Origin of the sequence: Mycobacterium sp. NPDC050551 (assembly GCF_040674075.1) — a bacterium.
In the GTDB taxonomy this organism is placed as follows: domain Bacteria; phylum Actinomycetota; class Actinomycetes; order Mycobacteriales; family Mycobacteriaceae; genus Mycobacterium.
The window spans coordinates 513,205-538,323 of record NZ_JBFARC010000002.1; the positions used below are offsets into that span (position 1 = coordinate 513,205).

Consider the following 25,119-nt stretch of genomic DNA (forward strand, 5'->3'; position numbering starts at 1 on the left):
CAGAAGCGGTGCAGCGGGCGGTTCGTCAATCAACGAACGCCGCGGAACGCGCCGCCTGATGACCGCCCCACTTCGTCCGGAACAATGGATGTCCGGGCGCTGGGCCAGACGGCCCGGTGTTAACTGACCATCCGTGGCGTCATATCCGACGCGCGGTATGGCGACCCTACTGTGACGAGTATCACATTTTCGACGTAAGCGCAGTTCACCGGCTTGTAACTTAAGCGGACACTCACGCGCCTCCCCGGCGTCAGGAATAGGGCGGCGACGGAGGGATGCGGCCAGCAGCTATTCCAGATGTGCATCGTCCGATGCACATCCTGCATGGCTGTGAGACGACGTCATTGCGGCCAATCGAGGGCCCACGGCCAAGCCGTCGCTGGCATCAACGACCGACGCCTGAAGGCGCGACGTGCGCGGGCTCTTCGAGCAGTGGAACGGCAACGAGAACGGCCCCCGGTGAATGACACCGGGGGCCGTTTTCGTCAGAACTGGGTCAGTTCATGTTCCACGGTTCGCCGTAGGTGGTGACGCTGTCACCGGTCGAGGCGATCAGCCGGGCGAACGGACGCAGCAGCACGCCGCCTGCCGCACCGGTCACCGTGCCGTGGGCGTTGGACACCGCGACCGAGCCGCCGGCGCCGGCCACGTCCACCGAGAACGTCGCGACTTCCTGGATGCCGGGGCCGTTGCCCAGGTCAGCCGAGATCGACACACCGGGGAACAGCGGCGGCGTCTGGATGCCCTCGAGCAGGGCGGACGTGTCGCCCACGTCGGTGTCGAGACCGTCGAACGCGATGTTCGGGGTGGTGTAGCTGAAGTTGATGCCGACACCGAGCGACCAGGGGAAGCCGACCTGGTAGCCGAGCTCCAGGGAGCCCTCGAAGTCGTCGGCGCCCTCACCGGCCACGATGTAGGTCGCCTTGCCGGAGTGGAACCACTCACGGGTCAGCCGGTTGCGGTCGAGCGGGAACACGCCGTTGAGGTAGGTGTCCCACTGCTGGATGGTCAGGGTCCGGCCCGCGCCGTCGAGCAGGCTCAGCTCGTTGTCCAGACCTGCGTTTGAGGTGCCCGTGCTCGCGAAGAGACCCGCGATGGCCGCGACCAACGCGATCAGCACCCGACTGATTGCCTTCATGTTCCCCCTAGCTTGTTCGAGGGCGAGTCCAAGAACTCACCAGTCGTTGCCGGTGCCTGGCCGTTCGTACACCACACACCCCGCAAGATCTTCATGTGAGGCAAATTAGAGACTTCACATTCAGTTCTTACGGCTTGCTCATCGTTGACAGGAGGAACATAACGGGGCGGCATCGACCCGGCAACGCATAGCGATGTCGCGCGCCGAACCCGCGCCGCACGTCACGATTAGCTGCCGGCACCCATGATCAGCGATCGGGCTCGTGGGCGAGGGTGTGCGGCGCGCACCGGTCGGATGGGCAAGCACGACCACGCACCTCGGGCCCGACGTCGGCGCCGTTCGAAGAGTCCGCGGACACATGCCACGAAAGGGCAGGTTTTGGCAGTTCAGCCGTGGTGCGGAGGACGGTTCTCGATCAGCCAGTCGTCGTGGTCCATGCCGGCGTCGGGCACGCCCTGCTCCCGCTCGTCGGCACTGGTGTCGGGGAGCACGTCACCGAAGACCTCGTTAACTGACGGCACCGGTTCTCGTGAACCTTCAATCATGGCCACAGCCTACTGTGACCAAGATCACACATGGGACGTCCGTGCAGTTCACCTGCCCGTAATTTGACGTCTGCGAAGAACTCGGCCGCGGCGTCGTCACCGTGCACGGGGATCGCCTCGCAGGTCAGATTTCCAGGCTGGAGAGCTGCCCGATGATCTGGACCGCCAGCGGGTTCAGCGTGGCCATTCCGTCGCGCACCGCGGCACGTGAACCGGCGATGTTGACCACCAGCGTGCTGCCCGAGACACCGGCCAGCCCGCGAGACAGGCCCGCGTCGACGATTCCGGCCGACAGTCCGGACGAGCGCAGCGCCTCGGAGATACCCAGCAGTTCGCGGTCGAGGATGTCGAGCGTGGCCTCGGGGGTGACGTCGCGAGGCGTCACACCGGTGCCTCCCACGGAGACCACCAGGTCGACACCGCCGATGACCGCGGTGTTCAGTGCATTGCGGATCTCGACCTCGTCCGCGGCGACCACGACGACACCGTCGACCACGAAGCCGGCCTCGCCGAGCAGCTCGGTGACCAACGGCCCGCTGTGATCCTCTTCGCCGTGCGCGGTCCGGTCGTCGACGACGACGACCAGCGCGCGGCCCACCAACTCCCCTGGCTGTTCCATGAGTGCAACCGTATATCCGGGGCCGGACAGCGGCGCAGCCACCAGCACGGTCTCCAGACCGTCGCCCGACATCACTGCTCGGCCTTGCCCAAGGTGACCTGCGCGGTCTGCGGCTTGCCGGACGGGTCGAGGTAGGTCAGCGTGACCTTCTCGCCCGGGGCTTTCGATCTGACCGCCGCGACCAGGGCGTCGGCACTGTTGATCACCCGATCGTCGACCTTCGTGACCACCACGCCGCTGGGCAGGCCGGCCGCCGCCGCCGCGCCACCGCCGGTGACCTCCACGATCTTGGCGCCGTCGGTCGCGGTGTCGTCGCTGACCTGGACACCGAGCGAGGCGTGCGAGGCGCTGCCGTTCTGGATCAGTTCGTCGGCGATGCGCTTGGCCTGGTCGACGGGGATCGCGAAGCCGAGTCCGATCGAGCCGCTCCGGGCCTCCGGGGAGTCGCCGCCCATCGTCGCGATGGCCGAGTTGACGCCCACGAGTTCGCCATTCATGTTGACCAGCGCACCACCGGAGTTACCCGGGTTGATCGCCGCGTCGGTCTGGATGGCGTCGAGCACGGTGTTCTGGTTCCGGGTGTCGCCGCCTGCGGCCACCGGACGGTTCAGCGCGCTGATGATGCCGGTGGTCACCGTGCCCTCGAGGCCGAGCGGCGAACCGATCGCGACCACGTCCTGGCCCACCCGCAAGCTGCCCGACGAGCCGAGTGAGATCGGCGTCAGGTCGGACACGCCTTCGGCGCGCACCACCGCGATGTCGCTGCTGGGATCCGTGCCCACGACGGTGAACGAGGCCGTGCGGCCGTCGAAGAACGTCACCTTCGTCTGCGCGGGCGGCTGGGACCCGGCATTGCCCGGCAGGCCCGGGAAGCCCGGCGCGCCACGACCGCCCGGGTTCCCCGTCGCTGCGGCCACCACGTGATTGTTGGTCAGGATCAGGCCGTCCGAGGTCAGGATGATTCCCGACCCCTCTTCGGATGCCCGGCCGAGGTCGGTTTCGAGCTTGACGACGCTGGGCACCACCTTGGCCGCCACCTGCTCCACCGATCCGGCGGGCAACGCCGCCGCGGGAACCGTCGGCGCAGCGCCACCGAGGCTCGAACCCAGGCTCGGCCGATCGGGCTGGGCCAGCACCGCGACGCCACCGCCGACACCCGCCGAGACGACGGCGATCGCCAACGCGCCTGCGGTCAACAGCCCTGCGCGGGAACGCTTTCGGGGACGATTGCCCGGCACCGCGGCGGGCGCCGAGCGGTACGGGTCGTACGGGGAGCGGTACTGCTGCTGCCCCGCCTGCTGAGTGGCGTAACGCCAGTCGTAGGTCTGCTGGTGGGTCTGCTGGTGGTACGGATCCGGCCGGTGCGCTCCCGGGTATCCGGGCGCCGCGGGCTCATTGCCACCAGGCCCACGGCCCGGCTGCGGTGGCGAGTACCTCGGGTGGTTCGTCATTCGCTGATGAGCTCTTCCTCGTGAAGGGATCCGACATCTACTTCAACGCGCTTCGTAGGCTCACAGTGCCCATGTGGGCTGAGAATCCACTTAGAGATGATTCGGTGCCGGCCGAGACTTGGCGTGCGCCATGTCGCGTCGGTCACACATTCTCTGCTCCGGCCGCTCGTTCGTCCACGCGCCCGGCGGGGCGTGTCGCCGGAATCGGCGACGTCTGGATCGCCGCATCGGCGACCGGCCGGCCCGGCAGCACGACACGGAATGCCGACCCCGGCGGGTCCCCTCCCGGGACCGCGTCGTCCACCCGCAGCGCGCCACCGTGTTTGAGCACCACCTGCTTGACGATGGCCAGGCCGAGCCCCGAGCCCGGCATGGCGCGGGCCGCTGTCGAACGGTAGAAGCGCTCGAAGACGAGCGGCTTCTCGTGTGGCGGGATCCCCGGCCCCTGGTCGGCGATCACCAGTTCCGCGTGCACCGGGTCGATCTGGGTCAGCCGAACGGTGACGCGGCCGTCCGGCGGGCTCCACTTGGCGGCGTTGTCGAGGAGATTCAGCACGGCTCGGGCCAGCCCCGCAGCGTCGCCGTACACCTGCCATGGCTGCGCGCGCACGTCGAACGTGACATCGCTGCGACGCCGCCGCACCCGCTCGAGGCTGCGGTCGACGACCTCGGCCAGCTCGACCGGCTCGTGCATCACACCGCCCGCCTCGTCGCGGGTCAGGTCGACCAGATCGCCGACGAGGGTGGACAGTTCCTCGATCTGGGCGATCACGTCGGCGCGCAGACCGGCCATCTCCTCTTCGGGGAGCCGCGGCGCGCCGGGAACCTGCGACGCCATCAGCAGTTCCACGTTGGTCCGCAGCGAGGTCAGCGGGGTGCGCAGTTCGTGACCGGCGTCGGACACCAACCGCGCCTGTCTGTCGCGGGACTCGGTCAGCGCCCGCAGCATCAGGTTGAAGGCTTCGGTCAGCCGGGCCAGTTCGTCGCTGCCGTACACCGGGATCGGCCGCAGGTCATCGGTACGGGCCACCCGTTCGGCCGCTTTGGTCAACCGTCCCACCGGGCGCAGTCCGGCGCGGGCCACCATCCCGCCGGCGATCGCGGCGACCAGGACGCCGATGCCGCCCACGATGAGCAGCACCGTGCCCAGCCGCCGCAGCACCTGGCCGGTCGGCGCCAGGCTCTTGGACAGCAGCAGTGAGCTGCCGTTGGCCAGATGCACCGCGAGCACCCGCTGGTGGTTGGCCGTGCGCAACGACAGCAGCAGTTCACCGGAGACGACGTCCTGCTCGGCGGAGCCGTACGGCAGCGTCTGGCCCTGCTGGTTGGCGGTGTACTTGACGCGTCCCGGGATGATCAGCATCGCGTTCACGTCGGAGTAGGCGGTGCCCTCGATGGCCTTGGCGGGGTCTGCCGCCAGCGAGCCGCTCTCGATCAGCAGCCTCGCCCGGCTGTGCAGCTGGTTGTCGAGGTCGTCGTAGAGCGCGCGGGACACCACCGCGTACACCGCGACAGCCATCAGCACGACGACCATGGCCACCATCGACATCGCGAGCAGCATCACCCGCCAGCGCAAGGACAGTGAGCTGGTGTTCGGCGGCGACGGCGGGCGCCACGAGGCGTTCTGGGTGAAGAACGACATCAGGGCGGGGTTTCGCGCAGGACGTAGCCCACGCCGCGCACGGTGTGGATGAGTCGCGGTTCCCCTTCGGCCTCGGTCTTGCGACGCAGGTAACCGATGTACACCTCGAGGGCATTGCCCGAGGTCGGGAAGTCGAAGCCCCAGACCTCCTCGAGGATGCGGCTGCGGGTGAGAACCCGACGCGGATTGGCGATGAGCATCTCCAGCAGCGAGAACTCCGTGCGGGTCAGGCTGATCTGGCGCTGTCCGCGGGTGACCTCGCGGGTCACCGGGTCGAGGCTGAGGTCGAGGAAGGTCATCGCGGGCGAATCGACCCCGTCTTCGGGCCCGGTGCGACGCAACAACGCGCGCAGCCGCGCGAGCAGTTCCTCGAGCGCGAACGGTTTCGGCAGGTAGTCGTCGGCGCCGGCGTCGAGGCCGGCGACCCGCTCGGACACCGAATCCCGGGCGGTCAGCACCAGGATCGGGAGATCGTCACCCGTGCTGCGCAGCTGACGGCAGACTTCCAGCCCGTCCAGCCGCGGCATCATCACGTCGAGTACGACCGCGTCGGGCCGGTCGTTGGCGATCAGGTCGAGCGCCTCGACGCCGTCCTGGGCGAGCGCGACGGTGTAACTGTTGAAAGACAAGGACCGGCGCAGCGATTCGCGGACCGCACGATCGTCGTCGACGACAAGTATGCGCACAGCCCCAGTCTCACCCCGACGCCTGAGAGTGAACTGAGAGGCGCGCCGGGAGACTCCCTGCGGGTCCGGTCAGCGGCGGTCGAGGTCGATCAGGCCGAGGCGGGCGGCCTTGAGCAGGCGACGCGGCACCTTGTGCTGCTGACCGGCCACGGTCACGCCCACCAGACCGGTGCTCTTCGCCTTCCACTGCGCGCGACGGCTGCGGGTGTTCGAACGCGACATTCTGCGCTTGGGGACGGCCATGATCGAGACTTCTCCTCTTGCGGGGTAGTGCCAGGCAGGTCCCGGGACAGCCGGGTCGTAGGCAATTGTCGTCAAGGATAGCCGGTGCGCTGGTCAGCCTCCAAAAGCCGACGGTCAGGACGAGGGGCTGCCGCTGTCGATCCAGTCCGCGATGTGCGGCGCCTGGAACACCAGGACGCCGAGGACGGCGACACCCACGCAGGTCATCGCGTCCTCGCCGGCCGCGACACCCCACATGGTCGCCCCGATGCCCGTGGCCAGGACGGTCAGGCCGACGACCAGCAGGCGTACGACGTCACCGCGGCTGGCTTCCCTTCCGTTCCCATGACGGGTCCCGCCGGGCTTCAGCGCGCGGTCCGGGCGTAGCGCGTCGATCACCAGTGCACCGCCGAATCCCGCGAGCGTGCAGCCGAGGATGACCGTCCACTGCTCGCCGACGGCAGGCAACCACGGATTGAAGGTGATGCCGATGCCGCACACCAGCCACAACGCACCGACGACGGCATGGGCGATGCGGTATTCCATGGATCAAGTATCGAGCCGCGCCCAGGGTGGTCGGAACACGAATCGCGCCGTCGGCGCCCTTGACGCGGTACCCGCAGTACCGTCTAACCTACCGGTTGGTTGGTCGTTGACGGCGATGGTCGTCGGCTCGCGTCGACAGCAAGGGAGTGCAGTGCCTGATCCGGTGCGCATCGGCAACTGCTCGGGGTTCTACGGCGACCGCCTGACCGCCATGCGGGAGATGGTCGACGGCGGTGAACTGGACTTCCTGACCGGTGACTATCTCGCCGAACTCACGATGCTGATCCTGGCCCGCGACCGGGCGAAGAACCCGGACCGCGGCTACGCCAAGACCTTCCTCACCCAACTCGAGGACTGCCTCGGGCCGGCGCTCGACAAGGGCGTGCGGATCGTCGCCAACGCGGGTGGACTCAACCCCGCCGGTCTGGCGGCCGCGGTCCGCGCCCTCGCCGACCGACTCGGCCTGCAGGTGAACGTCGCCCACGTCGAGGGCGACGACCTCGTCGGCCGTGCCGGCGAACTCGGATTCGGTCAGGTGCTGGCCGCCAACGCCTACCTGGGCGCGTGGGGCATCGTCGACTGCCTGAACCGGGGCGCCGACGTGGTGGTGACCGGCCGAGTGACCGACGCGTCGGTGATCGTCGGCCCGGCCGCGGCTCACTTCGGTTGGCGCCGAGACGATTACGACGCGCTGGCCGGCGCCGTCGCCGCAGGACACGTGATCGAGTGCGGGACGCAGGCCACCGGCGGCAACTATGCCTTCTTCTCCGAGATCGCCGACCCGCTGCGGCCGGGCTTTCCGCTCGCCGAGATCCACGCCGACGGTTCGTCGGTGATCACCAAGCACCCCGGCACAGGTGGCGCCGTGACCGTCGGCACCGTGACCGCCCAACTCCTGTACGAGATCGGCGGGCCGCGCTACGCCAATCCCGACGTCACCTTGCGCGTCGACTCGCTGCGGCTGTCCGACGACGGCCGCGACCGGGTCCGGATCGACGACGTCAGGGGTGAACCGCCGCCGCCGACGCTCAAGGTGTCGCTCAACAGCGTCGGCGGGTTCCGCAATGCGATGACGTTCGTGCTGACCGGTCTCGACATCGACGGCAAGGCCGACCTCATCCGCCGCCAGCTCGAATCCAATCTGACGGTCAAGCCGGCGGAGCTGGAGTGGACGCTGGCGCGCACCGACCACACCGACGCGGACACCGAGGAAGCGGCGAGCGCGCTGCTGCGCTGCGTGGTCCGCGACCCCGATCCGGCAAACGTGGGTCGTCGGTTCTCCTCGGCCGCGGTGGAATTGGCGTTGGCCAGCTACCCGGGATTCACCACCACCGCACCGCCCGGCGAGGGCCAGGTGTACGGCGTCTTCACCGCCGGGTTCGTCGACGCCGGCACGGTGCCCCACGTCGCCGTGCACGCCGACGGCACCCGCACCGGCATCGCCCCCGCCGCCGAAACCCTCGTCCTGGAACCCGTGCCGGACCCGCAGGTGCCTGCGGGCGCGCACGGTTCGACGCGCCGCCTGCCGCTCGGCGCGATCGCCGGGGCCCGCAGCGGCGACAAGGGCGGCAGCGCCAACGTCGGGGTGTGGGTACGCACCGACGAGCAGTTCTGTTGGCTCGCCGACGAACTGACCGTCGACCGGCTGCGGGAGCTGCTGCCCGAGGCAGCCGATCTGCCGGTGACCCGGCACGTGCTGCCCAATCTGCGTGCCGTCAACTTCGTCATCGAGGACATCCTCGGCGAGGGCGTGGCCTACCAGGCCCGCTTCGACCCGCAGGCCAAGGGGCTGGGCGAATGGTTGCGCAGCCGACACGTGGACATCCCGGAGGAACTCCTGTCATGAGTATTTGGACCACGCCCGAGCGTGAGGCGCTGCGGAAGACGGTGCGCGCGTTCGCCGAACGCGAGGTGCTGCCGCACGTCGACGAGTGGGAGAAGGCCGGCGAGCTGCCGCGCGATCTGCACCGCAGGGCCGCCGAGGCGGGCCTGCTGGGCGCCGGTTTCCCGGAGGCGGTCGGCGGTGGCGGTGGCGACGGCGCCGACGCGGTGATCATCTGCGAGGAGATGCACCAGTCCGGTGCGCCCGGCGGCGTGTTCGCGTCGCTCTTCACCTGCGGGATCGCGGTGCCGCACATGATCGCCTCGGGTGACGAGCGGTTGATCGACACCTACGTGCGGCCGACGCTGAGCGGCGAGAAGATCGGCTCACTCGCGATCACCGAACCGGGTGGCGGGTCGGACGTCGGGCACCTCACCACCCGCGCCGTCAGGGAGGGCGACGAATACGTCATCAACGGCGCGAAGACCTACATCACCTCAGGCGTGCGCGCCGACTACGTGGTGACCGCCGCGCGCACCGGCGGGCCAGGCGCCGCGGGCGTCTCGCTGATAGTCGTCGACAAGGGCACACCGGGATTCGAGGTGACCCGCAAGCTCGACAAGATGGGGTGGCGTTCCTCGGACACCGCCGAACTCGCCTACACCGACGTGAGGGTGCCGGTCGAGAACCTGATCGGCGCCGAGAACAGCGGCTTCTTCCAGATCGCCGCGGCATTCGTCTCGGAGCGCGTCGGGTTGGCGGCACAGGCCTACGCCAGCGCGCAGCGCTGCCTGGACCTGACGGTGCAGTGGTGCCGAGACCGGGAGACCTTCGGCCGGCCGCTGATCTCGCGGCAGGCGGTGCAGAACACGCTGGCCGAGATGGCCCGCCGCGTCGACGTGGCCCGCGTGTACACGCGCAGCGTGGTGGAGCGCCAGCTCGCGGGCGACCCGAACCTCATCACCGAGGTGTGCTTCGCCAAGAACACCGCCGTCGAGGCCGGCGAGTGGGTGGCCAACCAGGCGGTCCAGCTGTTCGGCGGGATGGGCTACATGGCCGAGTCGGAGGTCGAGCGGCAGTACCGGGACATGCGAATCCTCGGCATCGGCGGCGGAACCACCGAAATCCTCACCTCACTGGCCGCCAAGACGCTGGGATACCAGTCATGACGGCCCTGCGCTCGACGCTCGACGCCGCATCGCCGGCCTACGCCGAGGCCGCCACGGCGATGACGCAGAAGCTCGCCGAACTCGATGCCGAGCACGCCAAGGCGCTCGCCGGTGGCGGCGAGAAGTACGTCACGCGTCACCACGACCGCGGCAAATTGACCGCCCGCGAACGCATCGAGATGCTGGTCGACCCCGATTCACCGTTCCTCGAGCTCAGCCCGCTCGCCGCGTGGGGCAGCGACTTCACCGTCGGCGCCAGTGTGGTGGCGGGGATCGGTGCGGTCGAGGGCGTCGAGTGCCTGATCGTGTCCAACGACCCGACGGTCAAGGGCGGGACCAGTAATCCGTGGACGCTGAAGAAGATCCTGCGCGCCAACCAGATCGCGCTGCAGAACCGGCTCCCGGTGATCTCGCTGGTGGAGTCCGGCGGCGCCGATCTGCCCACGCAGAAGGAGATCTTCATCCCCGGCGGGCAGATGTTCCGCGACCTGACCCGGCTCTCGGCGGCAGGCATCCCGACCATCGCGCTGGTGTTCGGCAACTCGACGGCCGGCGGCGCCTACATCCCCGGCATGTCCGACCACGTCGTGATGATCAAGGAGCGGTCCAAGGTCTTCCTGGCCGGCCCGCCGCTGGTCAAGATGGCCACCGGTGAGGAGTCCGACGACGAGTCACTCGGCGGCGCCGAGATGCACGCCCGCACATCAGGTCTGGCCGACTACTTCGCCGCCGACGAGCTCGACGCGATCCGCATCGGCCGCCGCATCGTCGCCCGGTTGAACTGGCGCAAGGAGGGTCCGACGCCTGCCGCCGTGCGCGAACCGATCTTCGACAGCGAGGAACTGCTCGGCATCGTGCCGCCCGATCTGCGCATCCCGTTCGATCCCCGCGACGTGATCGCCCGCATCGTCGACGGCTCGGAGTTCGACGAGTTCAAGGCCATGTACGGCTCGTCGCTGGTGACCGGGTGGGCCACGCTGTGGGGTTATCCGGTCGGCATCCTGGCGAACGCCCGCGGCGTGCTGTTCAGCGAGGAGTCGCAGAAGGCCACCCAGTTCATCCAGCTGGCCAACCGCGCAGACACGCCACTGCTGTTCCTGCACAACACCACCGGCTACATGGTGGGCAGGCAGTACGAGGAGGGCGGGATGATCAAGCACGGGTCGATGATGATCAACGCCGTCTCGAACTCGACCGTGCCGCACATCTCGCTGCTCATCGGCGCGTCCTACGGCGCAGGCCATTACGGCATGTGCGGCCGCGCGTACGACCCCCGGTTCCTGTTCGCCTGGCCGTCGGCGAAGTCGGCGGTGATGGGCGGTGCGCAGCTGGCCGGGGTGCTGTCGATCGTCAGCCGTGCCGCCGCGGAAGCCCGCGGCCAGCAGGTCGACGAGGAGGCCGACGCCGCGCTGCGGGCAGCGATCGAGGGTCAGATCGAGGCGGAGTCGCTGCCGATGGTGCTGTCGGGCAGGCTCTACGACGACGGCGTGATCGACCCGCGGGACACCCGCACGGTGTTGGGAATGTGCCTGTCCGCCATCGCGAACGGGCCGATCGAGGGGACGTCGAACTTCGGCGTCTTCAGGATGTGAGCGCGATGATCACCAGAGTGCTGGTCGCCAACCGCGGTGAGATCGCCCGCCGGGTGTTCGCCACCTGCCGCCGCCTGGGCATCGGCACCGTCGCGGTGTACACCGATCCCGACGCGGCCGCCCCGCATGTCGCCGAGGCCGACGCACGGGTGCGGCTCGAGGGGACGAGCGGGTACCTCGACGCCCGCCAACTGATCGCGGCCGCGCAGGCCGCAGGCGCCGACGCCGTCCACCCCGGCTACGGCTTCCTCTCGGAGAATGCGGATTTCGCCGCCGCCGTGCAAGGCGCCGGCCTCACCTGGATCGGCCCGCCGGTGGCCGCGGTGCAGGCCATGGGCAGCAAGATCGAGGCGAAGAAGATGATGTCGGCCGCCGGCGTGCCGGTGCTCGACGAACTCGATCCGGAGACCGTGACGGCCGCTCAACTCCCGGTGCTGATCAAGGCGTCGGCGGGTGGCGGCGGCCGAGGTATGCGCGTGGTGCGCGACCTGGCCGACCTGCCGGGCGAGGTCGAGGCGGCACGCCGGGAGGCGCAGTCGGCCTTCGGCGACCCGACGGTGTTCTGCGAGCGGTACCTCGCCGCGGGCCACCACGTCGAGGTGCAGGTGATGGCCGACGCGCACGGCACGGTGTGGGCGGTCGGCGAACGCGAATGCTCGATCCAGCGGCGGCACCAGAAGATCATCGAGGAGGCGCCGTCGCCGCTCGTCGAACGCATCCCAGGCATGCGGGACAAGCTGTTCGAGGCGGCCCGGCTGGCCGCCGAGGCGATCGCCTACACGGGTGCGGGCACCGTCGAGTTCATGGCCGACGAGCAGGGCGACTTCTTCTTCCTCGAGATGAACACCCGCCTGCAGGTCGAGCACCCCGTCACCGAGGCGACCACCGGACTCGACCTCGTCGAGCTGCAGCTCCTCGTCGCCGACGACGGCAGGCTGCCCGCCGAACAGCCCGTAGCACAGGGGTATTCGATCGAGGCCCGGCTCTACGCCGAGGACCCCGCGAAGAACTGGCAGCCCCAGGCAGGCACGGTGCACCGGTTCGAGGTGCCCGGCGCCCCGGTGCAGTTCGACCGGCTGACGCGGGCGGGGGTGCGGGTAGACACCGGGATCGTCGACGGTTCGGTGGTGTCCATCTACTACGACCCGATGCTGGCCAAGGTCATCTCCTATGCGCCGACCCGGCGGCACGCCGCGGCGATCTTGGCCGACACGCTCGCACGCACGCGACTGCACGGTGTCCGCACCAACCGCGACCTCCTGGTCAACGTGCTGCGCCACCCCGCATTCGTCGACGGCGCGACCGACACCGCGTTCTTCGACACCCACGGACTGGCCGGGCTCGCCGCGCCCCCGGGCGACGACCGGACGACCGCGCTGTCGGCGGTCGCGGCCACGTTGGCCGATGCGGCCCGTAACCGCAGTGCCGCGACGGCATTCGCGGCTGCACCCAGCGGATGGCGCAATCTGGCGTCGGGTTATCAGGCCCGGCGCTACCGCGACGCGGCCGACGTCGAGCACGAGGTGCGCTACCGGTTCAGCCGCGGCGCGGTCGAACTGCCCGATCAGGACGACGTGGCGCTGGTGTCCGCGACGCCGGGACGGGTGGTGCTCGAGGTCGACGGTGTCGAGCGGCCGTTCGACGTCGCCCGCTACGGAGACGCTGTGTTCGTCGACTCTCCGCAGGGCGCAACCGAACTCGTCGCACTGCCACGCTTCCCCGATCCCGGCGCCGCGATCGCGCACGGCTCGCTGGTGGCGCCGATGCCCGGCTCGGTGGTGCGTGTCGGCGCCGCGGTCGGCGACACCGTCACAGCCGGCCAGCCGCTGGTGTGGCTGGAGGCGATGAAGATGGAGCACACGCTGGCCGCACCCGGCGACGGTGTGCTCGCCGAATTGAACGTCGAACCCGGCCAGCAGGTCGAGGTGGGCGCCGTACTGGCGCGGGTGTCCGCGCCGGACGAGACCGCAGGAGGAGAAGCATGACCGGATTCGTCGAGACCGAGGAACAACAGGCGCTGCGCAAGGCCGTCGCCGCGATGGTCGCCAACTACGGCCAGGACTACTACCTGGAGAAGGCGCGCGCAGGCCGGCACACCGACGAATTGTGGCGCGAGGCCGGGCAGCTCGGTTTCATCGGCGTGAACCTCCCCGAGGAGTACGGCGGCGGCGGCGCGGGCATGTACGAGTTGGCGCTGGTGATGGAGGAGATGGCCGCCGGCGGGTCGGCGCTGCTGATGATGGTGGTCTCCCCCGCGATCAACGGCACGATCATCTCGAAGTACGGCACCGAGGAACAGAAGAAGCGCTGGATCCCCGGCATCGCCGACGGTTCGATCACGATGGCGTTCGCGATCACCGAACCCGACGCCGGCTCCAACTCGCACAAGATCACCACGACCGCGCGCCGCGACGGCAGCGACTGGATCCTGTCCGGCCAGAAGGTCTACATCTCGGGCGTCGACCAGGCTCAGGCGGTGCTCGTCGTCGGGCGCACCGAGGAGGCCAAGACCGGCAACCTCAAGCCCGCGCTGTTCGTGGTGCCCACCGACAGCCCCGGCCTGAGCTACACGAAGATCCCGATGGAGATCGTCAGCCCGGAGTTCCAGTTCCAGCTGTTCCTCGACGACGTACGCCTGCCTGCCGACGCGCTGGTGGGATCCGAGGACGCGGCGATCGCGCAGTTGTTCGCCGGCCTGAACCCCGAGCGGATCATGGGTGCGGCGAGCGCGGTCGGCATGGGCCGGTTCGCGATCGACAAGGCCGTGTCCTACGTCAAGACCCGCCAGGTGTGGAAGACGCCGATCGGCGCGCATCAGGGCATCTCACATCCGCTGGCGCAGAACCACATCGAGATCGAGCTGGCCAAGCTGATGATGCAGAAGGCGGCGAGTCTCTACGACGCCGGTGACGACGGCGGCGCCGCCGAGGCCGCCAACATGGCCAAGTACGCCGCGGGCGAGGCGTCGGTGCGGGCGGTCGACCAGGCGGTGCAGTCCCTCGGCGGAAACGGTCTGACCAAGGAGTACGGGATCGCCTCGGTGCTGGTCGCATCCCGGTTGGCCCGCATCGCGCCGGTGAGCCGCGAGATGATCCTCAACTTCGTCGCGCAGACCTCGCTGGGCCTGCCGCGGTCCTACTGATGGGTGAGCTCGTCCGGTACGCGGTCGACGGCGGCGTCGCCCGGCTGACGCTCGACTCGCCGCACAACCGCAATGCGCTGTCCACGGCACTGGTCGCAGGCCTGCACGAAGGGATGCGCGCAGCTGCGGCCGACGCCGATGTGCGGGTGGTGGTGCTCGGTCACACCGGCGGCACCTTCTGCGCAGGCGCGGATCTGAGCGAGGCCGCCGGTCGCGACCCCGCGGACCTCGCCGCCGGGCGGGCCCGCGAGATGACCGATCTGCTGCGGGCGATCCTCGAACTGCCGGTCCCCGTGATCGCCGCAGTGGACGGGCACGTCCGCGCCGGCGGTATGGGGCTGATCGGGGCGTGCGACATCGTGGTGGCCGGTGCGCAGAGCACCTTCGCGCTGACCGAGGCGCGGATCGGTGTGGCGCCGTCGATCATCTCGCTCACGCTGCTGCCGAAGATGGCGCCGCGCGCGGCGGGGCGGTACTTCGTGACGGGTGAGAAGTTCGGTGCGGCCAGGGCCGCCGAGATCGGGTTGATCAGTGTGGCCGCCGAGGACGTCGAGGCGGAGGTGGCCGCGCTGGCCGCCGAGATCGGCCGGGGTTCGCCGCAGGGCCTGGCTGCCTCGAAGCGGTTGACCACGGCGGCGATCCTCGCGGCGTTCGACCGCGACGCCGAGATGTTGACCGCGCAGTCGGCCGAACTGTTCGTCTCGGAGGAGGCGCACGAGGGGATGATGGCGTTCCTGGAGAAACGACCGCCGCGATGGGCACGGTGAGACCGGTACACCGGTACCACTCCGTCGCCGGATGTGGTGAATTTCGCACCGCCGCGACGACGAGTCCTGGGTTACCACCGCGCCGCGAATCGATCGCTGACCAGCAGGGAAAACGAATCGTCTTTCCGATTCGACCTACCCGAAACCGCAAATAGTTCGATGGGCTAGCTGGTTCGCCGAGAACCGTCACACTACATTTCGGCCAACACCCTTGCATGTACCAGTGTTAGTCGTAGGCTCGTGGTGTTATGAGCAGCCCAACGTCGCAAAACGGCTCCACGCGTGCTGCTGACACCGATCGCATTCAGGTGGCGCAGATCCTGACGGACGCGGCTTCTCAGGGTCGGCTGCCGATGAGCGAGTACGAGAGTCGGCTCACCAAGGCGTACGCCGCCAAGACCTACGACGAGCTGGCGTTGCTGAGCGCTGACCTCCCCGGCGCGATGGTCAGCCCGCGCGGAACCGGCCCGTGCCGGCCGGCACCCTCGACGGTGCTGATGGCGATCATGAGCGGCTTCGAGCGGCGCGGCCGCTGGAACGTGCCGCGCCGGCTGACGACGTTCGCACTGTTCGGCGGCGGAGTCGTCGACCTGCGCTACGCCGACTTCACCGCACCCGAGGTGGACATCCGCTCGTACTCGATCTTCGGCGGACAGACGATCCTGGTTCCGCCGGAGGTCAACGTCGACCTGCAGGGTGTCGGCGTGATGGGCTCCTTCGACCACAACGTGGAGGGTGAGGGATCACCCGGCGCGCCATGTGTGCGGGTGCGCGGCTTCTCGCTGTGGGGCAGCGTCGGCGTCAAGCGCAGGAAGCGCAAAGAAGGCTGATCACTCGTCCGGCGACGAGTCTTTTTCCGACGGGGCGTCGGTGTCGGAGTCGTTCTTCACGCGTGACGGCTTGGTGAGCCGGTGAATAGTGCGCTTGATCGCTGAGCCGACCGGATCGCTCGAGCGCTTCCTCTGCCCCGCCTTGGTGGGCGACGGATCCGTGCTCTCCTCGATCTGAGGCGTCGCCTTCTTCGTCACGAGCTGCGACGTGCGGGGTGTCGTGGTGCGGCCGGCCGTGGTGTCCGGTGCGTCGTCGAGCGTGCCCAGCCCGTCACGCACGCCCTGATTGAAGTCGCGAGCGAAGGTCTGCGTCTCCTTCGCGGTCGGCACCAGCCGCGCGGGCTCGTACCTGTCGGGGTTCGCCAGCGCGTCGTTGTCCGGATAGCCGTAGTCGACGGCCGCCTTCAGTGCCGGCTCGACCGCGTCGGCGAACCGGTCGCCGGGCTCGCCGCCGTACTGGCGCAGCGGCTGCAGCAGCGGCAGGCCGTCGGTGCGATAGCTGATGTACGTGGTGCCCTCGACCTTCTTGACGCGCACCGTCTCGCCCGTCTGCAGCGTGAACTCGCGCTCGGCGCCGTCGGCGACCTCGCTCTGGCACGCCGCGTCGCAGTTCGTATCGGTGTAGTCCAGGTCGCCGTTCTCGTCGACCGGCAGGTTCACCTCGTTCTGGTTGAGCCGGTTGTCGAAGTAGGTGGCCAGCGAGTTCGCCATCGCGACCGGGTTCAGCACGTATGCCGGTGTGTTGCCGTTGATGTCGTACTCGTAGCCGACATCGACCACCTTGACGCCCGGCTGCTCCGGTGTCGGGATCGGGTTCACCCCGATGACGGCGAACACCGGATAGCGGGTGCCGAAGCCGCCGTTGGGCCGGGCGACGTTGTTGTCGAGGATGTACAGCGGCGTCGTGAGGTCGGGATCGGCCGAGTTCGTGGCCTCCAGGTAGCTCAGGAGCAGGCTGACATTCGCAGCGCCCCAGCCCGAGGACAGCACGACGTTGTCCTCGCCCGAGTTGGCCTTGAGTGCGTCGTAGACGCCGAAGGGCCCGGTGAAGAAGCTGACCTGGGTGACGTCGGGGCGGTCGAACTTGTTGCCGTAGAACGCGCGGATGCCGTCGCCGGTGGGGTTGGTGGAGCTGCCCTCGATCACCAGCGCCGCCAACTCGACGTTCGGCGCGGCGACCGAGCCTGGCGCCGTCACGGCGACGCCACTGACCGCCGCTGCCGTCACCACGGCGGCGCCGCCCACCACGACCGGTCCGACCCGGCCCGACCCCCGCCGGCCGGACTTCACCCGATGCTTTGCCACTACCGCCCCCTCGCGCACATTTCTGTGAGCAAACTACCGCACGAACCCCCACAACGAGCGAACTGGAAATTGCGCGCGAGCTAGACGATTGCCGGCGCAAGCAACACGTCGCCACCGTCACACGCTCGGCCCGGTTGCCGCCGCGCAGAGCGGGGAATACTGGGTTGCAGCGAAGGAAAGGAGCGGACAGTGGCTGAAGAATCGCGCGCCGCCGCCGTCGACAACACCGCGACCGGCCTGCCCGCGCCCGTACTTCTCTACGACGGGGTGTGCGGGATCTGCAATCGCGGCGTCCAGACGATCCTGCGCTACGACAAGAACGGATCGCTGCGGTTCGCGGCACTGCAGGGCGAGTTCGCCGAAGGTGTGATCGCCCGGCACCAGGAACTGCGCGATGTCGATTCGATGGTGTTCGTCGAAAACCCGGGCTCTGCCGAGGAACGCGTCAGCATCCGCACCGCCGGCCTGCTTCGGGTCGCCGACTACCTGGGCGGGCCGTGGAAGTTGTTCCTGGCCGGCCGGGCCGTACCCGCTGGGGCTCGCGACCGTTTCTACGACTGGTTCGCCTCGATCCGCTACCGGGTGTTCGGCAAGCACGACACCTGTCCGATTCCCGCCCCCGAGGTGCGGGCGCGCTTCATCGACTGACGTTGCGGCGGAACTGAATCGGCGCGAGTCTCGCTACCGCCATGGCCACGGACGCGGTAGCGCTCTGCACGGCCGCTCTGCTCATGAATGCAGCGTACGCCCGGACGTTCAGACCGAAATCCCGGGTGGCTACGCGGGTTCCGCGTCGTCGTCTCGGTGGGTGAGGTGGCGGCGGGGGTGGTGATAGTGGTTGGTGCGGTGCTGGCCGGTGTCGAGTGGTGGTGGTGGGATCCATTCGGTGCGGCCGTTGCGTCGGCGGGTGGTCCATTGGGTTTGTTCGATGAGGATGTTGTCGGGTTGGCAGGCCAGGGCGAGTTCGTCGATGTCGGTGCGTCCGCCGTCGGCCCAGTCGCGTGCGGCGTGGTGGACCTGGGTGCGGTAGGCCGGCGCGGTGCAGCCGGGGCGGGTGCAACCCCGGTCGCGGGCGAACAGCGCCAGCCGCTGGGCGGTGGTGGCGCAGCGCCGGGCGCGGCCGAGGTAGAGGATTTCTTCGGTGTGGTCGTCGAACACCGCCAGGTAGTGCCGGGATCGGCCGGCCAGCCGGATCAGGTCGCGCACCGGCAGTTTGGTACCTCCCGCGGTGTGGGCGTACCCGGCACCGGATTCGAGGTCGGCGACGGTGGTGGTCGCCACGATCGTGGCCGGCAGCCCATTGATCTGACCTCCGGCGGCCGCGGCGTGCCGTAGCGCGGTCTTCAGCGCGTCATGGTGGCGTTGTTCGCGGGTGCGCGGATCGGAGTTGCCGGTGAAGTCGCGTTCAGCGACCTCGCCCGCACCCGGGTCCTCGGGCAAGTTGTGTCCGGGCGCGCCTTCTCGGGCGAGCACGACGTCGAGCAGGGCAGCGGTCTCGGGGTCGAGTTCACCACGGACCGGGGTCATCCCGTCGCGGCGCTGCTTACCCATCTTCAGATTGCGTTTGGCTTGTTGGGTGTCGTGGTCGGGTTCGGCGCCGTCGGGATCGATGACCTCGACCAGATGATCGGCGAGCTTTTGCAGATCCTCCGGGCACATGCCCTGCGCCCACCGCGCGAGGTCACGCTCGGCGTCGGCGCGGGCCGCCTGGTCGACCCACGGCGGAAGCTTGGTGAAGAACTTGCGGATCACCTCGACGTGTGCAGGATCGATCAGCCCTTTCGTCAAGGCGGCCGACGTGTTGTCCCACTGCGCAGGTAGTTCTTCACCGGTGAACGCCCACCGGGGTCCGAGCATGCCGGCAGCGTCGAGGCGTCTCTTCGCATCGGCGGTATCGAGGTGCAACCGCTGGGCCAACACGTCTTTCAGCCCGGTGCCACCGAAGTCCGCGGCGGTGAACCGCTGCGTCAGGGTGGCCAGCACGGTGTGATCGAGCGCGGCTTCCTGGCGCAGTCCGAGCTGGCGGCGCTCATAGACCGCCACCAACTCCGCCCCGGTCAACGCATCAAGAGGCAGGGCGGCCAACCCGGCGCGGGCGTCGTCCCACGCCTGCAGCGCCGCCACCACATCCGCCCTGTCCATACCCCGAACACTAGTTCGACCCACCGACAGGAAACGCCGCGTTCGGGACAGCTGAAACGCATGTGGCGCAGGTTGTTTCGAACTTGAGGAAGACTTACCTGCGGCGGCGCGACGACAGGTAGTCGCCGACCACAGCGGCACCGAGACCGTCGAGATCGGGTACCACGACCCGGCCGCCCACCCTCCGCGCCACCTGGTCGATGAACCGCGCCAGGCCCGGATCACTGCCTAGCCGGAAGATCGTCACCTGCGCGCCGAGTCGCGCGACCTCGTCGAACGCCCGCACCGTGTGCGCGATCGTGCGCGGATGCGGCGGATAGTCGAAGAACACCTGAGCGCCGCCGCCCTGGCCGTCGCGGAAATCCTCGAGGTGCGCCGTCGGCTCACCGTCGGTGACCACCAGCACCACCGGCTGAGCATTCGGGTGCCTCCGCAGATGCCGCGACGCCAACGCCAACGCGTGGTGCAGGTTGGTGCCCTGCTCGTAAACACCCTCCAGGCCCGTCAGTTCCGCCGCGCTCACGGTCCTGGCGTACCGGCCGAACGCGATGATCTCGAGCGCATCGGACCGGAACCTCGTGCTCACCAGATGGTTCAGCGCCAGCGCCGTGCGCTTCATCGGCAGCCAGCGGTTCTCCATCACCATCGAGAAGGACGTGTCCACCAGCAGCGCCACCGCGGATTGCGTGCGGGTCTCCGTTTCTGAGATCTCGACGTCGTCCACCGTGATGTGCAGCGGCGGTTCCGCCACTCCCGTTCCTGCGCTGCGCAACACGGCATTGGTCAGCGTGCGGGTCACGTTCCACGGCTCGGTGTCGCCGAACTGCCACGGCCGCGTCGCGCCCGTCAGCTCACCGGCAGCGCCGGCCCGTCGGGTGTCGCGTTCGCCGTGGCGCCCCGAAAGTTGTTGCGCCACATCGCGTAGCGCCGTCTGGCCGAGCTGACGCATCGCCTTGGGCGAGAGCCGCCACTGGCCGTCGGACCCGCGGTCGAGGAAACCCTGGTTGAGCAGCGCCCGCTCCAACTCGGCGAGCGTGCGGGCGTCGACGGCGGCGTCGTCACCGAGCTGGCGGGCCAGCGCGTCGAGGTCGACGTCGTCCATCGACGCGCCTGCATAGCTCTGTGAGAGCTGCTCGGCCAGCTGCTCGAGCTCGCCGATGTCGGCCAGCGCCTGCGCGCCCTCCCCCATCCCGAGGGGGTTGTCGCCGGAGAACTCAGACGAACCCGACCAGTCCTCACCCGGTCGCGCAGCCTGCAGGTGCGAATCGAGCTTACCGAGCGCGTTCATCAGCGACGGCGACCCGAAGGCCTGCTGAGCCAGCGCATCCAGCTCGGCCCGCTGGTCGGGCGACAGACTGTTGCGGAACCGCTGCGCGGCGGCCGCGCGCTGGGCGAGCGAGTCGAGCAGTTCGTCGATGTCGCGCGGGTTCTCCGGGAAGAACTCGCCGTGCTTGTTCATGAAGTCTTGAAAGTCCTGCTGGGTGTCCTCGCCGCGAGTGTGCTTGTCCAGCAGGTCGTTCAGGTCGTCGAGCATGTCGTTGACGCGCTGACGATCCTCGTCGGTGGCGTTCTCCAGCGCCTCCTTCATCCCGGCGAAACGCTGGTCGAGCATCTCCCGACCCATCAGGTCCTTGATCTGCTCGTACTTCTGCCGGGCCTCCGGTGAACGCCAGTCGTACTCGGCCAGTTCCTGCACGGCCTTGGCCGGTGACGGCGACAACGCCTCCATCTGCAGTTCGCCGAACCGGGCGTCGTCGTCCAGTGCGCGGGCCAGCTCCTTGCGCTCGGCCAGCACCGCCTCGTCGAGCAGCTTCTTGATCTCCTGCAGCGTGCCGTCGAGGTTGTTGCGCTGCAACAACTCTCGTCGCCGCCGATTCGCCTCCGCCGCGAGCCGGTCGGCGCCCCGCATCTCCTTGGTACCGCGCCGCAACAGCTCCGACAGCGCCCGCCGGGGCGAGCTGCCCTCCATCACGTCCTCGCCGATCTGCGCGAGCGCCTCGCGCAGATCCACGGGCGGGGCCAGCGGATCCGGCCCACCCGTATACGAGGAGTAACGGGAGACGCGTCTAGCCATAAACGGTTTCGCCTTCTCCTGACACCTTGTCGATCCGCTTCGCCAGATACAGCGCCTCGAGCGCCAGTTCGATCGCGGCGGCGCGCTCGCCGTCGGTCTGCGCGTTCAGCCGCTCGGCGATCACGTCGATCACCGGCAGGTCGGGCAGGGCGGCCAGCACGTCCTTGGCCGACACCCGCTCGCCCGTCGTCACCGGCGAGCCCTCCTCGACCGCGGCCACCAGCGGGCCGACGTCGATGCCGCCGAGCATCCGCTGCGCAGTATCGGCGGTCGCGCGGCGCAGCAGGTGCTCGAGCACTGCCTGTTCGCGGCCCTCCTCGCCGGACTCGAACTCCAGCTTGCCCCGCAGCACGTCGATGACCGTGCCGACGTCGCAGACCCGGGCCACCGGCTCCTGCTCGCCAAGCACCGCGGAGCGGTGCCGCGCGGCGGCCGCGACGGTCTCGGCCGCGGCGATCGCGAACCGCGCCGACACACCGGAGCGCTGGTCGATCGAGCTCGACTCGCGCAGGTTGCGCGCGAACCGGGCCAGCACCTGCAGCAGGTACACCGGCACGTCGGCGGCCAGCTCGGCCTCCTGGCTGATGACGCCCACCTCGGCGTCGAGCTGCAGCGGGTAGTGGGTGCGGATCTCGGCGCCGAACCGGTCCTTGAGCGGGGTGATGATGCGTCCGCGGTTGGTGTAGTCCTCGGGGTTGGCGCTGGCGACGACCAGGACATCGAGCGGGAGCCGCAGCGTGTAGCCGCGCACCTGGATGTCGCGCTCCTCCATCACGTTGAGCATCGACACCTGGATGCGCTCGGCGAGGTCGGGCAGCTCGTTGACCGCGACGATGCCGCGGTGCGCCCGCGGGATCAGCCCGTAGGCGATGGTCTCCGGGTCGCCCAGGCTGCGGCCCTCGGCCACCTTGATCGGGTCGATGTCGCCCACGAGGTCGGCCACGCTGGTGTCCGGGGTGGCCAGCTTCTCGGTGTAGCGCTCACTGCGGTGCTGCCACGCCACCGGCAGGTCATCGCCGGAATCGGCGGCCCGGCGGATCGACTCGGGCGTGATCGGGGTGTACGGATGCTCGTTGAGCTCCGAGCCGGCGATCACCGGTGTCCACTCGTCGAGCAGGCCGGTCAGCGCGCGCAGCAGCCGGGTCTTGCCCTGGCCGCGCTCGCCGAGCAGCACGATGTCGTGGCCGGCGATCAACGCGCGTTCCAGCTGTGGGATCACGGTGTCCTCGAAGCCGAGGATGCCGGGCCACGAGTCGCGGCCCTCAGCCAGCGCGGCCAGCAGGTTGTGCTGGATTTCCTGTTTGACTCCCCGCTCGCGATGACCGGAGGCACGCAGCTCGCCGACGGTCCGGGGCAGATCAGAAGGTTGGGTCACCACTCCACGCTACGACTGCCGGCGTCGGGCGGCACTTCTTCCCCCCACAGCGAACGCAACGTCACGCGCCCGTAAGAGGTCCGGCGCACCGAACGCGGCGCACGCCGACCGGCGACTCGGTCCAAGGATCAAGGTCGGGGCCGGTAGTCTGCGGCCATGCCGTTGGAAAGCGGTCAGGTCTTCGCGGGCTACACCATCGTCCGACTGGTGGGCTCCGGCGGTATGGGCGAGGTCTACCTCGCCCAGCATCCACGACTGCCCCGTCAGGACGCGCTCAAAGTGCTGCCCGCATCGTTCAGCGCCGACGGCGAGTTCCGCCAGCGCTTCCAGCGCGAAGCCGACCTGGCCGCCACGCTCTGGCATCCACACATCGTCGGCCTGCACGACCGCGGCGAGTTCGACGGCCGGCTGTGGATCTCGATGGACTTCGTCGACGGCTACGACGCGGCCCGGCTCCTGGTCGACCGGCACCCGAGCGGCATGCCGCCGGCCGACGTCGTCGAGATCGTCACCGCCGTCGCCGATGCGCTGGACTATGCACACCAGCGGCTGCTGCTGCACCGCGACATCAAGCCGGCGAACATCCTGCTCACCAGCGCCGAGCGGGCCAAGCGCCGAATCCTGCTCACCGACTTCGGCATTGCCCGGCGCACCGACGACGTCAACGGGCTGACGTCGACCAACATCACCGTCGGCTCGATGTCCTACACGGCGCCCGAACAGTTGATGGGCCAGCCGATGGACGGCCGGGCCGACCAGTACGCGCTGGCCGCAACGGCATTCCGGCTGTTCACCGGCACACTGCTCTTCCCGCACACCAATCCGGCCGTGGTCATCAGCCACCACCTCAACACCCCGCCGCCCAAGCTGGGCGAGAAGAAGCCCGAACTGGCCGCCTTCGACGCCGTGATGGCCAAAGCGCTGGCGAAGGACCCCGAGGCCCGATACGCCACCTGCCACGACTTCGCGGTCGCACTGGCCGAGGCCGGCAATCAGAAGGTGGCCGAGACGAGGCCGGTACTGCCGGTCCCACCGCCCGCTCCACCGACACAGCCGTTCCCGACGATGCAGAGATCGGCGGCACCGCCCTACGTGCCGACTCCGCCGCAGTCGCGTCCGCCGGTCACGCCCAAGCCGTCGGGGCCGCCGGTGATCACTGCGCCGCCCGGACCGCCGGTGCCTCCGCAGGCCGGTCCGCACGCCCGGCCGCCGGTGCCGCGGTCGCCGGGCCAGCATCCCGCACCGCCGGTCTACGTGTCGCCGTGGACGCCGCCGACGAACGAACCGTCGCACGCCGCCGGATTCGGCGCACCGCCACCGCGTCCCAGGCCACCCGGGAAGCGGCGCCCACTGCTGATCGCCGGCGGCATCGTCGCCGTGCTGATCGTCATCGGCGCGGGCATCTTCGGCCTGACCCGTCTCGGTGGATCCGATCCGGCGCCCTCGCCGCCGCCCACCGCATCCGATGACACCACGACGACCACCACCCGCACGTCCACAACGGAGCCGCCTGCGCCGGCGAATGCCCGGGCGTTCACCATCGCCGACTACATCCGGGAGAACCGGATCGACGAGACGAACATCCAGCGCACGACGCCGGGCGCCCCGGTGATCACCATGCCGATACCGCCCGGGTGGTCAGACGCGGGTCCGCGCCGGCCGGCGTGGGCGTACTCGGCGATCATCCGTGAGACGCCGGGCAATCCGGAGCCGCCGACGGTGACCCTGCTGGTGTCCAAGCTCGAGGGCGACGTCGACGCCCAGCGACTGCTCGAGTACGCGCCGAACGAACTGAAGAACCTGCCGGGCTACGAGTCCGGCGGCGGCAGAAAGGGACAGCTCGACGGCCTGGACTCCGTCCACGTGCGCGGGACGTTCCTGCGCGACGGGTTACGGCGCGACATCGCGCAGACCACGGCCGTGGTGCCGTCGCCGAACGGTCTCTTCGTGCTGCAGATCAACGCCGACGTCCCGGAACCGCTCGGGCAGGTGCTCGACGAGGTGATGGGCGCCATCGACACCCAGACGAAGATCAGCCGCTAGCCGGCCGCG

General features: G+C 69.3%; 21 protein-coding genes. 9 read left to right on the forward strand and 12 right to left on the reverse strand.

Annotated features, from left to right (window positions below):
* Positions 1–496: 496 nt before the first annotated feature.
* The 8 genes from AB0K11_RS09135 to AB0K11_RS09170 form a co-directional block, all read right to left on the reverse strand.
* Positions 497–1,138: an MspA family porin gene (locus tag AB0K11_RS09135; RefSeq protein ID WP_364974987.1), complete on the reverse strand. Its 642-nt coding sequence runs from the start codon at positions 1,136–1,138 to the stop codon at positions 497–499.
* 386 nt (positions 1,139–1,524) lie between these two features.
* Positions 1,525–1,659, reverse strand: coding sequence for a hypothetical protein (locus AB0K11_RS09140; RefSeq protein WP_364974989.1), 135 nt, complete (start codon positions 1,657–1,659; stop codon positions 1,525–1,527).
* A gap of 148 nt (positions 1,660–1,807) precedes the next feature.
* The gene (locus AB0K11_RS09145; RefSeq protein WP_364976710.1) at positions 1,808–2,350 is read right to left on the reverse strand and encodes a molybdenum cofactor synthesis domain-containing protein; all 543 of its coding nucleotides are present in this window, start codon (positions 2,348–2,350) and stop codon (positions 1,808–1,810) included.
* A gap of 23 nt (positions 2,351–2,373) precedes the next feature.
* Complete coding sequence (locus tag AB0K11_RS09150; protein ID WP_364974992.1) at positions 2,374–3,753, reverse strand: trypsin-like peptidase domain-containing protein; 1,380 nt, start codon at positions 3,751–3,753, stop codon at positions 2,374–2,376.
* A gap of 142 nt (positions 3,754–3,895) precedes the next feature.
* Positions 3,896–5,395: a HAMP domain-containing sensor histidine kinase gene (locus tag AB0K11_RS09155; RefSeq protein ID WP_364974995.1), complete on the reverse strand. Its 1,500-nt coding sequence runs from the start codon at positions 5,393–5,395 to the stop codon at positions 3,896–3,898.
* Entirely contained in the window at positions 5,395–6,081 is a 687-nt protein-coding gene (locus AB0K11_RS09160) for a response regulator transcription factor (protein WP_364974998.1), read from the reverse strand. The genes AB0K11_RS09155 and AB0K11_RS09160 overlap by 1 nt, the downstream gene beginning before the upstream one ends.
* 69 nt (positions 6,082–6,150) lie before the next feature.
* Positions 6,151–6,324: a 50S ribosomal protein L32 gene (gene rpmF / locus AB0K11_RS09165; RefSeq protein WP_364975001.1), complete on the reverse strand. Its 174-nt coding sequence runs from the start codon at positions 6,322–6,324 to the stop codon at positions 6,151–6,153.
* Positions 6,325–6,438: 114 nt separating this feature from the next.
* Positions 6,439–6,849: a hypothetical protein gene (locus tag AB0K11_RS09170; protein ID WP_364975003.1), complete on the reverse strand. Its 411-nt coding sequence runs from the start codon at positions 6,847–6,849 to the stop codon at positions 6,439–6,441.
* A gap of 163 nt (positions 6,850–7,012) precedes the next feature.
* Here AB0K11_RS09170 and AB0K11_RS09175 point away from each other — a divergent pair, with 163 nt between their 5' ends.
* The 7 genes from AB0K11_RS09175 (at position 7,013) to AB0K11_RS09205 (ending at position 16,171) form a co-directional block, all read left to right on the forward strand.
* Positions 7,013–8,695: an acyclic terpene utilization AtuA family protein gene (locus AB0K11_RS09175; protein ID WP_364976713.1), complete on the forward strand. Its 1,683-nt coding sequence runs from the start codon at positions 7,013–7,015 to the stop codon at positions 8,693–8,695.
* A complete protein-coding gene (locus AB0K11_RS09180; protein ID WP_364975005.1) occupies positions 8,692–9,840 on the forward strand; it encodes an acyl-CoA dehydrogenase family protein in 1,149 nt (382 codons plus the stop codon). The genes AB0K11_RS09175 and AB0K11_RS09180 overlap by 4 nt, the downstream gene beginning before the upstream one ends.
* A complete protein-coding gene (locus AB0K11_RS09185; RefSeq protein ID WP_364975007.1) occupies positions 9,837–11,432 on the forward strand; it encodes a carboxyl transferase domain-containing protein in 1,596 nt (531 codons plus the stop codon). Before AB0K11_RS09180 ends, AB0K11_RS09185 begins: the two co-directional genes overlap by 4 nt.
* Positions 11,433–11,437: 5 nt before the next feature.
* A complete protein-coding gene (locus tag AB0K11_RS09190) occupies positions 11,438–13,417 on the forward strand; it encodes a biotin carboxylase N-terminal domain-containing protein (RefSeq protein WP_364975010.1) in 1,980 nt (659 codons plus the stop codon).
* Entirely contained in the window at positions 13,414–14,574 is a 1,161-nt protein-coding gene (locus AB0K11_RS09195; RefSeq protein ID WP_364975013.1) for an acyl-CoA dehydrogenase family protein, read from the forward strand. Before AB0K11_RS09190 ends, AB0K11_RS09195 begins: the two co-directional genes overlap by 4 nt.
* On the forward strand, positions 14,574–15,341 hold the full coding sequence (locus AB0K11_RS09200; RefSeq protein WP_364975015.1) for an enoyl-CoA hydratase family protein: 768 nt from the start codon (positions 14,574–14,576) through the stop codon (positions 15,339–15,341). Before AB0K11_RS09195 ends, AB0K11_RS09200 begins: the two co-directional genes overlap by 1 nt.
* 248 nt (positions 15,342–15,589) lie before the next feature.
* The gene (locus tag AB0K11_RS09205) at positions 15,590–16,171 is read left to right on the forward strand and encodes a DUF1707 domain-containing protein (protein WP_364975017.1); all 582 of its coding nucleotides are present in this window, start codon (positions 15,590–15,592) and stop codon (positions 16,169–16,171) included.
* Here the strand turns inward: AB0K11_RS09205 and AB0K11_RS09210 are convergent, their stop codons facing one another.
* Positions 16,172–17,476 carry a PE-PPE domain-containing protein gene (locus AB0K11_RS09210; RefSeq protein ID WP_364975019.1) on the reverse strand — a complete coding sequence of 435 codons (1,305 nt, stop codon included), beginning with the start codon at positions 17,474–17,476 and terminating at the stop codon, positions 16,172–16,174. It abuts the gene before it with no gap.
* A 189-nt stretch (positions 17,477–17,665) separates the two neighbouring features.
* On the opposite strand from AB0K11_RS09210, the gene AB0K11_RS09215 reads away from it, so the two are divergent.
* Positions 17,666–18,124 (forward strand): DCC1-like thiol-disulfide oxidoreductase family protein, encoded by a 459-nt coding sequence (locus AB0K11_RS09215; RefSeq protein WP_364975022.1) that lies wholly within the window; start codon positions 17,666–17,668, stop codon positions 18,122–18,124.
* A gap of 129 nt (positions 18,125–18,253) precedes the next feature.
* Here the strand turns inward: AB0K11_RS09215 and AB0K11_RS09220 are convergent, their stop codons facing one another.
* From AB0K11_RS09220 to AB0K11_RS09230, 3 genes are all read right to left on the reverse strand, one after another.
* Positions 18,254–19,618 carry a DUF222 domain-containing protein gene (locus AB0K11_RS09220; RefSeq protein ID WP_364975024.1) on the reverse strand — a complete coding sequence of 455 codons (1,365 nt, stop codon included), beginning with the start codon at positions 19,616–19,618 and terminating at the stop codon, positions 18,254–18,256.
* A 94-nt stretch (positions 19,619–19,712) separates the two neighbouring features.
* Positions 19,713–21,692: a VWA domain-containing protein gene (locus AB0K11_RS09225; protein ID WP_364975027.1), complete on the reverse strand. Its 1,980-nt coding sequence runs from the start codon at positions 21,690–21,692 to the stop codon at positions 19,713–19,715.
* Positions 21,685–23,070: an ATP-binding protein gene (locus tag AB0K11_RS09230; RefSeq protein WP_364975030.1), complete on the reverse strand. Its 1,386-nt coding sequence runs from the start codon at positions 23,068–23,070 to the stop codon at positions 21,685–21,687. The genes AB0K11_RS09225 and AB0K11_RS09230 overlap by 8 nt, the downstream gene beginning before the upstream one ends.
* Before the next feature lie 153 nt (positions 23,071–23,223).
* Here AB0K11_RS09230 and AB0K11_RS09235 point away from each other — a divergent pair, with 153 nt between their 5' ends.
* Complete coding sequence (locus AB0K11_RS09235; RefSeq protein WP_364975032.1) at positions 23,224–25,110, forward strand: LpqN/LpqT family lipoprotein; 1,887 nt, start codon at positions 23,224–23,226, stop codon at positions 25,108–25,110.
* Positions 25,111–25,119: the final 9 nt, after the last annotated feature.